Origin of the sequence: Streptomyces sp. 7N604, from assembly GCF_052245475.1 — a bacterium.
GTDB lineage: Bacteria > Actinomycetota > Actinomycetes > Streptomycetales > Streptomycetaceae > Streptomyces.
Genome location: NZ_JBQQBX010000034.1, coordinates 42,684 through 57,872, shown reverse-complemented (window position 1 = coordinate 57,872; position 15,189 = coordinate 42,684). Strand labels below are relative to the sequence as shown.

Genomic DNA, 15,189 nt, shown 5'->3' with positions numbered 1-15,189 from the left:
GTCAGCTGGTCTCGACGAGCTTCAGCTCGGGGTGTGCCGTGCCGCCCTCGATCGCGGTCGAGGAGAGGTGCGAGACGACGTGGTCGTCGACCGGGTCGTTCGCCGGGTCGTCGTGGACCACCAGGTGCTCGTACGTCGTCGCGCGCTGCGCCGGGACCCGCCCCGCCGCCCGGATGAGGTCGATCAGCTCCATCCGGTTGGAGCGGTGCTTCGCACCCGCCGAGGAGACGACGTTCTCCTCGAGCATCACCGAGCCGAGGTCGTCCGCGCCGTAGTGCAGCGACAGCTGGCCGGCCTCCTTGCCGACGGTGAGCCAGGAGCCCTGGATGTGCGCGACGTTGTCGAGGAAGAGCCGCGCGATGGCGATCATCCGCAGGTACTCGAAGATCGTGGCCTGCGTCCGGCCCTTCAGGTGGTTGTTCTCGGGCTGGTAGGTGTACGGGATGAAGGCGCGGAAGCCGCCCGTACGGTCCTGGACGTCGCGGATCATCCGGATGTGCTCGATCCGCTCGGCGTTGGTCTCGCCGGTGCCCATCAGCATGGTGGAGGTCGACTCGACGCCGAGGCGGTGGGCGATCTCCATGATTTCCAGCCAGCGCTCGCCGGACTCCTTGAGCGGGGCGATGGCCTGGCGCGGGCGGGCCGGGAGGAGTTCGGCGCCCGCGCCCGCGAAGGAGTCCAGACCCGCGTCGCGGATCCGGCGGATCGCCTCCTCCGCCGTCACACCGGAGATCCGGGCCATGTGCTCGACCTCGGACGCGCCGAGGGAGTGGATGACCAGCTGCGGGTAGGCCTTCTTGATGGCCGAGAAGTGCTCTTCGTAGTACTCGACACCGAAGTCGGGGTGATGGCCGCCCTGGAACATGATCTGGGTGCCGCCCAGCCTGACGGTCTCCTCGCAGCGCCGCAGGATGTCGTCGAGGTCGCGCGTCCAGCCTTTCTCGGTGTCCTTGGGCGGTGCGTAGAAGGCGCAGAACTTGCACGCCGTCACGCAGACGTTGGTGTAGTTGATGTTGCGCTCGATGATGTACGTCGCGATGTGCTCGGTCCCGGCGTAGCGGCGGCGGCGCACGGCGTCGGCGGCCGCGCCCAGCGCGTGCAGCGGCGCCGACCGGTACAGGTCGAGGGCCTCCTCAGGAGTAATACGGCCACCGGCGGCGGCGCGGTCGAGGACGGACTGAAGGTCGGCGTTCTCGCTCACCGGGACCGGTCCCTTCCGGAGGGGTACGTGACGACCGACCCAGCGTACGCCAGGGGTTCCCGGCCGCCGGGGACGGGATACGGGGATACGGCGGCCACGGGGATACGGGTATGCGCCGGGGTCGGCGCGCGACGTCAGTCGAGCTTGCGCAGCGTGCCGGTGGGATTGCCCGCGGGCTCGTCCTTCGCGGCGTAGCCGATGGAGCCGTCGGACTTCAGGGTGAACCGCTCCTCCGTGGAACCACTGCTGCACAGCGGCTGGCCCTCGGTCTCCTTGAAGCGCGAGTTCATGACGAGCTCCGTGGGCTCGGCCCTGACGAGCCGCCAGAGACTGCGGCACTTCAGCGCGGAGAGCGTGATGTCGCCACTGGCGACCTTCTGCCCCACCTTGCCCCGCTCGATGGTGATGGTCATCTGGCCGCCCGGCACGCCGTTCTCGGAGGTGAGACTGCCCTGCCAGGTGCCGAGGAACGCCTTGGGCACCGCGGATCCGGCGGCGGAGGGGGCGGTGGCCGCAGGGGTGGACGTGTCATGGGAGCTGTTGGTCCCGGAGTCCCCGCCGCCCCAGGTGCCGGGCATCAGGCCGAGGAAGTACGCGGTGGTCGTGCCGACGGCGAGCGCGGCCGCCACGGACAACACGACAGTGCAGCTGAGCCGGCGGGGGCGGCGGGCTCCGGGGAGGCGCGGCGCGGCCGTGGCCGTCGCGGAGACGGAGAAACCGGGCGGCGCGGGGGGAGCAGCGGGCGCGGCGTCATCCGCGTGGTGCGCGAATGCCCCGCCCTGGGCCGGCACGGACGCGGCCCCGCCCGCGTACGAGGGGTGCGGCGGACCGTAGCCGCCCGCGGGCGCGAGATCACTCGGCCCGGCGGTACCGCTTCCGACGGCGGCCGCCTCGGGGCCCTGGGCCGGGAACTGGGCGGGCGGCAGGGTGACCAGGCCCGAGCCGCCCTGGGCCGCGCCGCCATGACCTGCCCCCGGCACCGCGCTTTCCGCCCTCGCACCCGCCCCGCCGTCAGGCACCGCGTCCGGCCCGGCGTCCGGCCCGGCTTCCAGGTCGAGGAGTTCGACGGCGCGCCGGCTCACCTGCTCGACCAGGGGCCCGGGCAGCCAGCCCGCACGTACGAGCCCCTGCGCGCCCGGCCCCCCGCCGAGACGCCGCGCCACCTCCTCCGGGGTGGGCCGGGCGGCCGGGTCCTTGGAGAGGCAGCCGGCGACCAGCTCGCGCAGCTCGCCCGTCAGCGCGCCGCCCAGCTCCGGCTCCTCGTGCACCACCTTGTAGAGGAGGGCGGCCGAGCTGTCGCCCGGGAAGGGCGACTCGCCGGTGGCCGCGAACGCCAGCACCGCGCCGAGCGAGAAGACGTCGGACGCGTGCGTGACGCCCTTGCCGAGGATCTGCTCGGGCGCCATGTAGCCGGGCGAGCCGATGGAGACGCCGGTGGAGGTCAGGGAGGCCGTGGCGTCCGTGGCCCGCGCGATGCCGAAGTCGATCAGCCGCGGGCCGTCCACCGTCAACAGCACGTTGGACGGCTTGAGATCGCGGTGGACGAGGCCGAGGCCGTGGACGGCGGTCAGCGCCTCGGCCAGGCCCGCGCCCAGTGTCCGTACGGTGTGCCCGGGCAGCGGGCCTACGGCGGACACCGCCTGGCCGAGGGCCGGGCCCGCGACATAGCCGGTCGCCACCCACGGCACGGACGCCTCGGGGTCGGCGTCGAGCACCGGCGCGGTCCAGTCGCCGCCGACCCGCCGCGCGGACTCGACCTCGCGCCGGAAACGGGCGCGGAACTCCTCGTCCGTCGCGTAGTGCGGGTGCACGACCTTCACCGCGACCGTACGGCCGCCCGCGCTCCGCCCCAGATAGACCCGGCCCATGCCGCCGGCCCCGAGCCTGCGCAGCAGCCGGTACGGGCCGATGGCGCGCGGATCGTCCGCTTCCAGCGGATGCATAACGTGCTGATCCCCCCTCGGCTCGCCCCGATGCCCCCTAGCGGCGTGCCGGACAGCTTAGAGCCTGGGGTCAGGGCCCGGGAGCGACCGGATCGGGGGTCTGCGCGGGCAGCAGGCCGACACGTACGTCCGCGGGGAATCCGGTCGTTGCCCCGGTGCGGCGGGCGAACTCGGCCACGCCCGCGAGCTGGTCGGGGCCGAACCGGAAGTCCAGCGTGGTGAAGTAGCGCTCCAGCAGCGCCGCGTCGAAGGCCTCCCAGCGGGCGGCCTGCTCGGCGACCTTGCCGACCTCCTGGAGGGACAGGTCGCGGGAGGCCAGGAAGGCCTCGTGCACTTTCCGCACGATCAGCGGCTCTCGCGCGAGATAGTCGCGGCGGGTCGCCCAGACGGCGAACACGAACGGCAGGCCCGTCCAGTCCTTCCACATCTGCCCCAGGTCGTGGACCTGGAGGCCGAGGCGGGGCGCGTCGTGCAGCGAGGCGCGCAGCGCCGCGTCCCCGATCAGCACGGCCGCCTGCGCCTCCAGCATCATCACGCCCAGGTCCGGCGGGCACGTGTAGTACTCGGGCTCGATGCCGTACTGCTCGGCGAGGAGCAGCTGCGCGAGCCGCACGGACGTACGGGAGGTGGAGCCCAGCGCCACGCGCGCGTGGTGCAGCTGGTCCAGCGGCACCTGGGACACGATCACGCACGACATGACGGGGCCATCGCAGCCGACGGCGAGATCGGGGAAGGCGACGAGGTCGTCCGCGTTCCGGAGGAACTCGACCAGGGTGATGGGGGCGATGTCGAGTTCGCCGCGGACCAGCTGCTCGCTCAGCTTCTCGGGGGTGTCCTTGCTGAGCTCGAGGTCGAGCAGGGTGCCCGTGCGGGCGAGGCCCCAGTAGAGGGGCAGGCAGTTCAGGAACTGGATGTGGCCGACCCGGGGCCGGCTACGACGGTGGTCGTCGGCGGCGGGGGCGACGGGCGTGGTGACGGTGGCGGGGGTGGTGCCCGCGGCAGCTCGGTCGGCTGGATCAGCTCGGTCAGAATTGTCCACATCGGGAGGCTAGACCCGGCGGGCCCGCGGCCCGCGCCCGGGGGCTGCCACGGCGCCGTCGTGGCGCCCGCGCGCGGGGGAGTGGGATGGCGCGGGGGGCCGCGCGCGGGGAGGGCGGGGCCGCGCGCGGGGGAGGGCGCGGGGGCGTGGGCGCCTGGAAGGACACGCGGGCGCGAATTCACCCGGATGCTACGGGCCACGGCCGCGCGCAGTAGCTCGTGTGCGCGGCCTCACAGTGGGTGACCGTGCAGGTCGGGGCTGCCTTTTCGGACGGAAACCGCCCGCGCGGGTGATCTTCACCTCTTCCTCGCGCCGAGAACTGCGTGCTAGGCTCGCCGCAAGTTGCAGTTTGGTTTCCCTTGCAGTACAGAGCCTGCGGAGCATGTGACGCCGCAGGCTTTTGTAGTTTTCAGACTTCTTGCAGGTTCTGGAGCAGGGCAACCCTTTGGCCCAAGGAGGGCTTATGGCTACCGGAACCGTCAAGTGGTTCAACGCTGAAAAGGGCTTCGGCTTCATCGCCCAGGACGGCGGCGGCCCGGATGTCTTCGTCCACTACTCCGCGATCAACGCGTCTGGCTTCCGCTCCCTCGAGGAGAACCAGACCGTGACCTTCGACGTCACGCAGGGCCCGAAGGGCCCGCAGGCGGAGAACGTCACCCCGGCCTAACCTGCCCGGGACGACCGATCTCTGTCTGATCGCAGAACCAGCAGTACCCAAGGAGCCCTGCTCCCCCGCGATGGCGGGGAAGCGGGGCTCCTGCCTTTGTGCCCAGGGGGCAGGCGGCCTGGGCTGGCGGGTCGGCGGGGTGGGGGGGGACCGGCGCTAGCGCTCCGGGCAGGCGAGGTGCGGAGCCAGGCGATTGGGGCAGGAGACGAGCGCGTACGACGCGAAGCCGCCGTCCCGCAGGTAGAAGCCCCAGGCCACGTCCCCGCCCCAGCTCAGCGTGTCCGCCGCGGCGGCCTCGCGCCGGTCGAGCGGCGGCGACCCGGCCTCCTCCGGATGCAGCAGGCCGGGCAGGACATCCTCGGCCCTGGCCCTGATCCACGCGGCGGCCTCCCACGGGTCCGTGAACGTGGCCTGGATCAGCCGCCGGGGCTTGCGCAGCCACTCGGTGAGCCGCAGCGGCGTCACATCCGAGGCCGCGAACGCAGCCTCGTACTCCGGCCGCCGCTCGCCTTCTCTGTCGAACAGCCGGCGGGGGCCGACCCAGGCGTACGCGTGACAATGCACGGCGCCGGCCGGAGACCGTTCCACGTGTCCATTGTCCGACGCATGGACGGATTAGCCCTATTCGGCCGTATTGGCGGGTCTCAGGAGCGGGTGGCGGATCTCAGGAGCGGACGGCGGGTCTCAGGAGCGGTGGTGGGTCTCAGGAGCGGGCGGCGGCCGTTCGCGACTGCGGCCCCTGTGAACGTGCGCCGCGCAGCCACGACGCCATGCGCGGGCATGACGGCCAGGGATGACGGGAAGCGTCACCACGACTGGCCTCGCCGCTCCCCGGAGCCCACTGATTCCACGAAGTGCGCTGAATTCACGGAGTCCGCGAAGCCCACGGAGTGCACGAAGCCCTGGAACTCACGGAGCCCACGGAGCCGCCTTCGATGCCGAGCCGGCTGACGATCACGGTGCACCATGTGCGCGCCGCACTCCGCGGCGCGCACCGCCTCGGCATCGACACCGTGCCGCTCCTGCAAGGGGCCCGGATCCCGCCGCTGCTGCTCGGCGACGACCGGGCGCGCGTCACGCCCGAGCAGTTCAGCGGCCTCATCAGAGCGCTGCATCAGGCCACGGGCGACGAGTTCCTCGGCCTCGGCACCGCCCCCAGCAGGCGCGGCACCTTCGCGATGATGTGCTACGCCTCGCTCGGGTGCCGGGACCTCGGCGCCGCCCTGGAGCGGGCTTTCCGCTTCTACAGGCTCTTCCCCGGCGGCCCGGACCTCGCCCTGGAACGTGGCACAGGTGAGGCGATGTTCGTCGTCCGCAGCGAACTGCCCCACGACGTGGACCACTTCCTCTCCGAATGCCTGGTCGTCATCTGGCACCGGCTGTCCAGCTGGCTGGTCGGCCGCCAAATCCCGCTGCTGCGCGCCGAGTTCGCCTACCCGGCGCCCGAGCCCCCGCACCGCGACGAGTACGACCTGCTCTTCGACTGCCCGCTGCGCTTCTGCGCGGACCGCACCTCCGCCGCCCTCGACGCCCGCTGGCTCGCCGCCCCCGTCGTCCAGGACGAGCCGAGCCTCGAGGAGCTGCTGCGCCGGGCACCCGTGGGCTTGCTGAGCCGCAACGACTACGGCACGACGGTCGCCGAGCACGTGCGCCGGATCCTCGTACGGGCTCTGCGGGGCGGCGCGGGTACGGCGCGGCTGCCGGAGGTCGCGGAGGTCGCGGCGCGGCTCGCGGTCAGCCCGGCCACGCTGCGCCGCAGGCTCCAGCAGGAGGACACGTCCTTCCAGCAGTTGAAGGACGCGGTACGGCGGGACGCGGCGATCGCGGGGCTCGCGGAGGGGCGGGAGCCGATCGCGGAGCTGGCGGCGCGCCTCGGCTTCTCCGAGGACACCGCGTTCCACCGGGCCTTCCGGCGCTGGACGGGCACGACGCCGGGGGCGTATCGCCTGGCGGGCGGCGCGCCCGGGAGCACCGTGCGCGCCGAACGCACTGAACGCGCCATCGCCGAACGGGCCGAACGGGCCGAACGGGCCGAACGCAGTGAGACGCGGAGTCAACGAAGCTGAGCTGTCCGGTCAGCCCGGAAATTACTCGCGAGTCACTACGGTCCCCTTGAACGACCTGACCTCGTCCGTTCGACCCCCCGTTCGACCGCCCTTGCCAGGCCCAGACGCTGCGGTGCTTCCCCCCACCACCCTGGCCCGCCGCCCACTCGGCGGGCTCCCCCCACCCACCCTTCAAGGGCTCCGCCCCGTTGCCCCGTCCTGGTTCTCTCCCTGCGTGGGACGCAGGGAGAGAACCGGGGCTGGGCAGGGACGAACGGGCAAGCGGGCGGGCGGGCACGATACGCGCCGCAGGGATCGACGCCGGGCGAGGGCTGGTCCGCGGGCAGTTGGGAGAGCCGCATGCACCTCTCACCCCTGCGCACGCACCGGTGGGCCGTCGCCGCCGCGGCGGGCCTGTGCCTCGCGGCGGCACTGCCGCAGGCCGCCACTGCCGTCGACTCCGACTCCGGCTCCGGATCCCCCGCACCAGGCTCCGGATCCGCCTCCGGGTCCGAAGTCACCGGCAAGCCGGGCGACATCGTCCGGTCGGCGCCGACCTCGTTCCACCCCCTGCCCGGACAGCCGACGAACACCCGTGCCTGGCACATCGAGTACCGCTCCACCACCGCCAAGGGCGAGCCGAACGTCGTCTCCGGCACCGTCATCGTCCCCGACGACGGCCGCACGGGAGCGCGCCCGCTCGTCACGTACGCCGTAGGGACCGTCGGCCTCGCCGACCAGTGCGCGCCGTCCGCCGGATTCCCCGACGGCACCACCAGCGAGGCGGCTCTCATCCAGCGCCTCACCGACCGCGGCTGGGCCGTCGCCGTCACGGACTACGAGGGCCTCGGCGCCCCCGGCGACCACACCTACACCGTCGGCCGCGCCGAAGGGCAAGCCGTGCTCGATGCGGCCCGCGCCGCCCAGCGCCTCCCCGAGGCCGGGCTCTCGGCCAAGGGGCCTGTGGGCATCATGGGCTACTCGCAGGGTGGGCAGGCCGCGAGCTGGGCGGCCGAACTGCACGACTCGTACGCGCCCGAGCTGCGCGTCAAGGGCACGGCCGCCGGAGGCGTCCCCGCCGACCTGTTCAAGGTCATCGACCACAACGACGGCGGCGTCGGCGCGGGCCTGGTCCTGATGGGGGCCAGCGGCCAGAACGCCGCCTTCCCCGAGCTGCAGCTCGACAAGTACCTCAACGACCAAGGTCGCTTCTACGTCGACTTCATGCGGAAGAACTGCGTCGCCGCCAGCGCGGCCGTCGGGGCCTTCAAGCGGATATCGGACGTGACGATCAAGAACCCGCTGCACGAGCCGGACTGGCAGCGGCGGATGCGCGAGTCGGAGCTCGGCACGCACGCCCCCGACCACCCGGTCTACCTCTACCACGGCACGATCGACGAGCTGATTCCGTACGAGGTCGGCGAGCGGCTGCGGGGGGACTGGTGCGGGAAGGGCGTGCCGGTGCGGTGGAAGCCGGTCCCGCTCGCAGGGCACGCCGGGGGTGCGCTGGCCGCATCGACTCCGGCCGCCGACTGGCTCGCCGCCCGCTTCGCGAACGAGCCGAACACCGGCAACTGCGGCTAGCCACCCATACGCCCTCTTGACGGCCCCGGGCCGCTCAACCTCCCCGTAGCGCGACCCACACGCGCAGCACAAAGGACCTGGGGCTCGCTCGCCGCGCCCGCCCTCCTCCTTCGTACAACGCCTCGATCTCAGCCGCGCGGGCGATCGCTGCCCCCGCTTCAGCTTCATCGGGGGCGTCAGGTGTCTCGTTCTCTTCAGTGAAGCGGCGTCCGCTGCCGCGGGTCGCCGTCGGGCTGTCGGATGTCAAGGCATCCGGTGCTGAAGGGGCGGGGGCCCTTCCAAAGGGCGGGTGGGTGGGAGGACCCGTCGCGGAGCGGCCGCACCGGCGAGGTGACCGTCAGGAGCGAGTGGACCAGCGACGCCCGTTCATGAGGTTCTCCAGGCCCGCCCAGGCGAAGTTCATCAGCGTCCCCGCCGTCTCCTTGGCCGACGGGCGGTCGTCCGTACGGTCGTTGGCCCACCCGGCCAGGGACTCGGCCGCGCCCACGAGTGCGTGCGCAAGGGCAGAGACCTCGCGCTCGGCCAGCTCGTCGGGGGGCCCGGAGGATGTCCCTCCGAAGTGCGCTGTGCACTCCGCCTCACGCGCCGCCGCCGCGATCAGCCGGGTCACGAACTCGACGATCTCCGCGCGCATCGCGGCGACTTCGGCCGCGAAGGGCTCGCCGTGCGTACGGGCCTGACTGTGTACGACTGCCCAGCCGTGGGGGTGCTGGGCGGTGTGCGCGAAGAAGCCCCGCAATCCGTTCCACAGCTGCTCGGCCGCCGACCCGGCGCTCGACCAGGCATCCCGCTCGCCGTCCACGCCGGCACCCGACCCGGTTGCGCCCGATTCTGCGTCCACGCCGGCACCCGACCCGGCGCCCGGCTCGCCGTCCACCCCGGCACCCGACCCGGCGCCCGGCCGGACCGCATCCCGTACCGCCTTCACCAGCGCGTTCACCTCCCGCCGGATGCAGGCGTTGAACAGCTCCTCCTTGGAGTTGAGATACAGATAGACCAGCGGCTTCGAGACCCCCGCCAGCTCGGCTATCTCATCCATCGAAGCGGCCCGGTAGCCGCGCTGCGCGAAGGTCTCCACCGCCGCGTCGAGCATCTGCTGCTCCCGCACCGCGCGCGGCATCCGCTTGGCACCCAAGACCGTTCGCCCCTCCCCTGTTGCTACTCGTGGGTAAGTTTACGGCCGGACAGAGCGGCACCTACACGAACTGATCAAGGTCACTCGTCACCGTGCGGGCTTGACCTCACATCGACATGAACTCGCAGCCTTGGCGCATCACGCGCGCGTGACGCCCGGCGGCCTCCCGCGTCCACCCGCGAGGGCGCCAGAGGCGGGGACAAGGGGCGTACGCCGCCACGCCCGCGTGGCGGCGCCACGCTCGCGTAGGGAGGCCGAAGCCAGGCGAGCAGCGGGGACGACGTCAGCTACCCCAAGGCCCTTGAATCAGCAAGTAATTCACCGCAAGCCTGGTTGCCGGGCACCCCGCCCAGGCACCATACGTACATGCACCGTGACGCCAGGTTCCCATCGTCGCCCCCGCCGTTACCTTCGCCGAAGCGGCACAACACGGTGCTGCGGTTGTACGACGGCCCCCTGCACCGGGACTGGGCATTCTGGATGACCGTGGGGTGGGGGTCCCTGGCCGCTGTCTCGATCCCGACGAACAAGGAACCCAGCCCCCTGCCGGTATGGCTGGACACCCTCCTGGCCGTGCTCTCCTTCACTGCCATCTTCGGCGTGCTCCCGGCCTGGCTCCGGTTGCTCATCAGGCGATGGCGGTGGCGCAGGCATCACCACCGGTCTCCCCTCACTCATGCGCCGCCGTCTGCGACCCCTGCTGCCCAGGAGGCATCCGCGGCACCACCCTCTCCGGGGCCCACTCCGCAGACGGACCGGCCGCGAACGACGCCGCCGGCGGCTGCAGCAACGCAGCCTCAACCCATCGCCCCCGTAGCGGCCTCCGCGACAAACTCCCCGCGCCCGCCATCTCCTGAGGCAACTCCCGCCTGGACGGAACGAGGCGTCTCACGTCGCGCCGGCCGGAGGGAAACCGATGACTGGTCTCCGTCCTCCTCAGAAGCGCTGGATATCGCGCGGACCACGTTGCCACACCCCGTCGCCCGCGCCCTCCGCGCTCTGCAAGGGGCACACACTCCACGGGACCAGTACGAGGCGATGCTCGACGCCGCCGAGAGCCTCGCCATCACCGTCAGCGTCACCGCAGCGGCTCTGCTCCACGGTCAGTCCCAGCGTCATGCCGGCGGGCATGGGTTTCCAGAAGGCGTGGGGCAGCGCAACTTGTCGGCGCTCCGGAGCGCCTATCTCGGGAAGGGCGCGACCTTCGGCACGTGGACGACATGGCTCAACGCCCTCCGCTCCCTTACCGAAACCCATCCCGACCTGGTCCCGGGGCTCGGGGATGCCCTCCAGGACAAGCCCGACGACCCGGGAATCGTCGTAGATCTCAATGCATTGCGGCAGGAGCGCAACCGTGCCGCCCACGGCAACAAGCCCCGGAGTCAGAGCGAGTCCGCCTTGCGTGTGGCCCAGGGCGCGTATCAACTCGAGCGTGCCCTGGCGAAGGCCCAGTTCCTCAAGGACGTACCGTGGCTGCTCACCGTTTCATGCGCCTACCAGCCGAGATCACACACTTTTGATGTCGTCGCGCATCGGGCAATGGGCGACCACCCCGATTTCGAACGCCAGACGTTCACGTGGGCCGATCCGGTCGCCAACGACACCTTTTACGTACTCAGCCCGAAGGGGCCTGTCGCTCTGTCCCCGTTCGTCGCCAGCCGGTTCTGCCCGCAGTGCCAGCAAATGGAGGTCTGCTACGTGTATCGGGCCGACAGGAACGAAGGGCCCGCAGAGCTCAAGAGCTTCGGCCGGGGACACGACATCTCCGCGGCCGACCTGGGCGACGACGTCCGGTCGTTACCCGACCGCCGGAAAACGGGCCCGTGAGGGATTCGAAGGAATTGTGAGGGCGGGGACCGCCGCTGCCGTCACTCGCGGAAGTCCCCACCCAGGTCAATGACGGTCGTGAACCGCGGGTATGACTGGCCCGCTTACGGGCCGGGTTCGGGGCCGGGGTGTGGGGCGCGGGCGGCGGGGCCGGCTGTCGCTCCGATCCGCCGCGCCCCCCTCCGGGCCGTAACGGAAAACTCGATCGATAGCCCTTCGCTTATCAATCGACTCGATACTCGGATCAATCTCCGCCCCGTCCAGCGGAAATGCCTTGGTAGCTTCGATGGCCGCGCCACTCCTCGGGACGGGGCCGAGCGAGTGGCTGCCGCCGATCCGTGTGGCCGTATTCAGAACGGCCGTATTCAGACGGCATATCACTGTGCCCCGCGATCCGCTTTCCCCAGGCCGCCCGGGGCCCGGGGCCGACATGAGGGGTATCCCAATGCCCGAGCGTGACGGGTTCCTGCACCGCATCACCGACACCGTGCGCGACGCTCTCGACGGCGACGGTGACGACGACCGCGCACGGCCGCAGACCGCGGCAGGCGCGAAGGCACCGGACAAGGGCGCGCCGGAACCACCGCCCGCACCCGCTCAACCACCCGCGCAGCCATCCGCCAAAGCCCCCGGCCAGGGAGCGCCTCAGCCGGCGCCGCAAGGGCCTCCGCCGGGCCCGGGCACAGGGCGCCCCGACCCGGAGGTGGCCAAGGTCATCTACCTGGTCGGCAGGGAACTCCAGGTCTCCGACAAGGCCATGCTCGCCGGATTCGAGGCGGCGCTCGTCGAGTCGGGCATGGAGAACCTGAACCACGGCGACCGCGACTCGGTCGGCGTCTTCCAGCAGCGACCGAGCCAGGGCTGGGGCTCACCGGCCCAGTGCATGAACGTCAACTACGCCACCCACAAGTTCTTCGAGCGAGCCATCAAGGCCGACCGCGACAATCCCGGTTTCACACCCGGACAGTTGGCCCAGAAGGTTCAGGTCTCGGCCTTCCCGGAGCGCTACGACCAGCGGGAGGCCGAGGCGAAGGAGACCCTGAAGTCCGCCAGGGAATCCGTCGAGCAGCCCCCGCCGGGAAATCAGCCCCAGCCCCCACCCCCGCCCCCGGCCGACAACCCGCGGCTCGACGTGCAGTTCGACATGTCCCAGCGGAAGCCGCTTTTCGCGGAATTGCTCACCTACATGCTGAGCAACGGCCATGAGTTCGTCCTGCCCCCCGGAATGCCGGAACCCGGCGGCCGTCGCAGCTCGAGTGAATCATTCGGCAAAGTCATGGAGCACGACGCGCTGATCACCGGTCTCAGCCAGACCTTCCGCATACGGAAGTCACTCATCCAGACCGTCATCTTCTGGGAGTACCGCGGCGGTTGGGGCGACCCCATCGGGAATGGTCTGGTCATGGCCTACTACGCGTACAAGGAGTGGGAGGAGATTCCCGTCGGGGAGCCGCCGCCGGCCCCGTACCCCAAGGAGGACGCCTCCACGGGGGTAGCCAAGATCTTCGCGAAGACCGCCATCCGCGCCCGCAACCACGCCATCGGCCTGGGACTGATTCCCGAACCGCCGCTGAACATCGACGACTGGCACGTCGTGTGGGATGTCTGGCAGAGGCTCTTCAGGGATGAGCGCTACAACGTCAGCACCGTGCCCCTGGTGCATATCCACAGCGCGCATCTGATCGGCGTCAAGAACCCCGACCGACTCCGGTTCAGCGACGACGAGACCAGGGATGTTCTCGCCCGCTACAACGGCGAAGGCGACGAGGCCGCAGAGTACGGGCGCCGGGCCCTGGACCTGTACCGGATCTTCGAAAAATACAACGCCCGCCTGAGGGGCTGAGCCTCGAGAGGGCAGGTCGGAGCGGATGCGTCCCGGGCGGATGCCGCGCACGCTGGAGGTATGGCCGAAGATCCGCGCGTCGTCGTCCAACCGCCTTCGCCGAGCGGTGGCCGCCGGGTACGCGTCGACGGGACGATCCTTGGCGTGGCCTATGGGCCGCGGGACGTGATCGAGTTGCTGCGCAAGGCCGGCCTGGATCCGGATGAGGTCAGGCTCGACGATCCGCTGCTGATCCTGTGGCGCGGCGGCGGTCCGACCCACTGGCCGACGGACACACCGCGGCGCCCCTGATCCTCGGTCGAGGATCAGGGGCGCCGTGCTGTCGTGACCGGCCCGGCGCCGTCACGCGGCTGCCGCCGCCGGGACCGGCTCGCGGTCGTCGTCGATCCAATCAGGCAATCGGCTGGACGCGGCCTAGCGGGGCGCGCACCGGCTCCGGACGTGCGGCGCTATATCACAGGGAGCAGCCCCTGCCCTGAGGAGGAGGGCAGGGGCTGTCGTGGCTGCGCGGCCGGGCCGGGAATCGCGCGGGGGACCGGGCGGCAGCAGGCGGCCGGTCACAGGTTGTCGATGGACCACCAGACCTTCTCGACGTTGCTGTCCGGTTCCAGGACGACGACCTCACCCAGGGTGTTGCCGTAGTACGGGGTCATGATCTGGTGCGCGGAAAGGCTGGAGATCTTGTACGCGCCGTCGAAGGGCCGCTGGGTCAACTGCCACTGGAACTGGAGATCGGTGCCGCAGGTTCCCTCGGTCACCATCGGCTTGTTAAACCAGGGAGCACCCGGCTTGAGGCACATGCCGGTCTTGGTGTTGCGGATGATGTAGACGGAGCCGTAGAGCTGCTCGAACTCCCATTGGTCGGCGCCGAGCGTGGAACCGCGGTCCCAGACGTAGTGCACCCAGCCGTCCTGGAAGCCGTCGCCATAGTTGTGCGGCAGCAGGCTGCCGCCGGTCTTGATGTTGACGATGTGGGTGATCGGGCCCTGCGCGTTGGCCGTGGTGGCGGTTGCCGCTCCGCCGAGCAGCGTGCCGAGCAGGCCGAGGACAAGGGCGAGCCGCGTCAGGATGCGACGCATAGGAATTCCTCTCCGAAGTGGGCTGCAGTGTGCTGACTGGCCCTCAGACCGGCTCGAGGTAGAGGACCTTGCTGCGGTTGGTGCCGAGCCAGGTCGCACATGGTCTGGCTGTCCTGGCCGGGGTTGACCGCGACGATCGCCCGTTCCAGGAGCCAGTCGGGAGAACACCGGACGGCTCGAGGCGCAGGTAGGTTGAACTCACGGCCACCGATGCCGAGATGGACGTAACCGTCAGTGCCCCCACCGACGTCGGCGGTGCAGACATACGCCCCCATCTTGGTGATTGCAGCCATGGCCCCCCTCCCCGAAAAGGCGAAGTCGGCGTGGAGCCGGTCAACCCTGCGCGAAACAGGTGGCCCCACCAGTGAAGGTAGCGACGCCGCAATGATTCGCCATTTTTTCGGATGGCCTTTCATGCAATCAGGCGTATTAGCCCGTTTTAAACTGGCACTTGAAGCGCATGTCGCCCAGCCCCTTCCATACCGCGTGCGCCCTGCGCGGACCGGGCGTCGGTATTACCGGAAGCGGAGGGCACGGAGGGCCCAGGACAGGTAGCCACCGCTGCTCGCTGCGGAGAAGAGACGGGGGCGCGGCGGGAGCGCGGCCACGCCTTGCGGCGCGCCGGGCGGCTGGGCCGCCCCGGCCCGGCATGCGGCCTGGCGGCCGGTCCCGTCCGGGCGCCCGCCGCCCGCCCACGCAGCGGCGGCCCAGAGCACCGACGAGGCCGACGTTCCGCCGTCTGTGGCGTAGCCGTTGTGGCTGGGGGTCGGCGGCCTTTCAGTTCCGGGCCAGGTGTCCACCTTCCCTACTGACAGATACCGCACTC

13 protein-coding genes are annotated in these 15,189 nt (G+C 71.0%); 6 read left to right on the top strand and 7 right to left on the bottom strand.

What is annotated here, in order from left to right; all coding sequences use genetic code 11:
• Window position 1 precedes the first annotated feature (1 nt).
• From mqnC to ACTWP8_RS31090, 3 genes are all read right to left on the bottom strand, one after another.
• Entirely contained in the window at window positions 2–1,201 is a 1,200-nt protein-coding gene (gene mqnC / locus ACTWP8_RS31100) for a cyclic dehypoxanthinyl futalosine synthase (RefSeq protein ID WP_443325421.1), read from the bottom strand.
• A 134-nt stretch (window positions 1,202–1,335) separates the two neighbouring features.
• On the bottom strand, window positions 1,336–3,144 hold the full coding sequence (locus ACTWP8_RS31095) for a protein kinase domain-containing protein (RefSeq protein WP_443325420.1): 1,809 nt from the start codon (window positions 3,142–3,144) through the stop codon (window positions 1,336–1,338).
• A 70-nt stretch (window positions 3,145–3,214) separates the two neighbouring features.
• Window positions 3,215–4,057, bottom strand: coding sequence for a menaquinone biosynthetic enzyme MqnA/MqnD family protein (locus ACTWP8_RS31090; RefSeq protein ID WP_443325447.1), 843 nt, complete (start codon window positions 4,055–4,057; stop codon window positions 3,215–3,217).
• Window positions 4,058–4,646: 589 nt separating this feature from the next.
• Here ACTWP8_RS31090 and ACTWP8_RS31085 point away from each other — a divergent pair.
• On the top strand, window positions 4,647–4,850 hold the full coding sequence (locus ACTWP8_RS31085) for a cold-shock protein (protein ID WP_030620150.1): 204 nt from the start codon (window positions 4,647–4,649) through the stop codon (window positions 4,848–4,850).
• Window positions 4,851–5,006: 156 nt separating this feature from the next.
• Here the strand turns inward: ACTWP8_RS31085 and ACTWP8_RS31080 are convergent, their stop codons facing one another.
• On the bottom strand, window positions 5,007–5,438 hold the full coding sequence (locus ACTWP8_RS31080; RefSeq protein WP_443325419.1) for a hypothetical protein: 432 nt from the start codon (window positions 5,436–5,438) through the stop codon (window positions 5,007–5,009).
• A 347-nt stretch (window positions 5,439–5,785) separates the two neighbouring features.
• On the opposite strand from ACTWP8_RS31080, the gene ACTWP8_RS31075 reads away from it, so the two are divergent.
• Entirely contained in the window at window positions 5,786–6,916 is a 1,131-nt protein-coding gene (locus ACTWP8_RS31075; RefSeq protein WP_443325418.1) for an AraC family transcriptional regulator, read from the top strand.
• Window positions 6,917–7,255: 339 nt separating this feature from the next.
• Complete coding sequence (locus ACTWP8_RS31070; protein WP_443325417.1) at window positions 7,256–8,479, top strand: alpha/beta fold hydrolase; 1,224 nt, start codon at window positions 7,256–7,258, stop codon at window positions 8,477–8,479.
• 337 nt (window positions 8,480–8,816) lie between these two features.
• On the opposite strand, the gene ACTWP8_RS31065 is transcribed toward ACTWP8_RS31070, so the two are convergent.
• Complete coding sequence (locus tag ACTWP8_RS31065) at window positions 8,817–9,614, bottom strand: TetR/AcrR family transcriptional regulator (protein ID WP_443325416.1); 798 nt, start codon at window positions 9,612–9,614, stop codon at window positions 8,817–8,819.
• 1,038 nt (window positions 9,615–10,652) lie between these two features.
• On the opposite strand from ACTWP8_RS31065, the gene ACTWP8_RS31060 reads away from it, so the two are divergent.
• From ACTWP8_RS31060 to ACTWP8_RS31050, 3 genes are all read left to right on the top strand, one after another.
• The gene (locus ACTWP8_RS31060) at window positions 10,653–11,441 is read left to right on the top strand and encodes a hypothetical protein (RefSeq protein WP_443325415.1); all 789 of its coding nucleotides are present in this window, start codon (window positions 10,653–10,655) and stop codon (window positions 11,439–11,441) included.
• Window positions 11,442–11,886: 445 nt separating this feature from the next.
• Window positions 11,887–13,284 carry a hypothetical protein gene (locus tag ACTWP8_RS31055; RefSeq protein ID WP_443325414.1) on the top strand — a complete coding sequence of 466 codons (1,398 nt, stop codon included), beginning with the start codon at window positions 11,887–11,889 and terminating at the stop codon, window positions 13,282–13,284.
• Window positions 13,285–13,344: 60 nt separating this feature from the next.
• Window positions 13,345–13,575 (top strand): hypothetical protein, encoded by a 231-nt coding sequence (locus ACTWP8_RS31050; protein WP_443325413.1) that lies wholly within the window; start codon window positions 13,345–13,347, stop codon window positions 13,573–13,575.
• A gap of 266 nt (window positions 13,576–13,841) precedes the next feature.
• Here the strand turns inward: ACTWP8_RS31050 and ACTWP8_RS31045 are convergent, their stop codons facing one another.
• Both ACTWP8_RS31045 and ACTWP8_RS31040 read right to left on the bottom strand, forming a co-directional pair.
• Window positions 13,842–14,363, bottom strand: a complete 522-nt coding sequence (locus tag ACTWP8_RS31045) for an RICIN domain-containing protein (RefSeq protein ID WP_443325412.1) — start codon at window positions 14,361–14,363, stop codon at window positions 13,842–13,844.
• Between the two features lie 515 nt (window positions 14,364–14,878).
• Window positions 14,879–15,163, bottom strand: a complete 285-nt coding sequence (locus tag ACTWP8_RS31040; protein WP_443325411.1) for a hypothetical protein — start codon at window positions 15,161–15,163, stop codon at window positions 14,879–14,881.
• Window positions 15,164–15,189 lie beyond the last annotated feature (26 nt).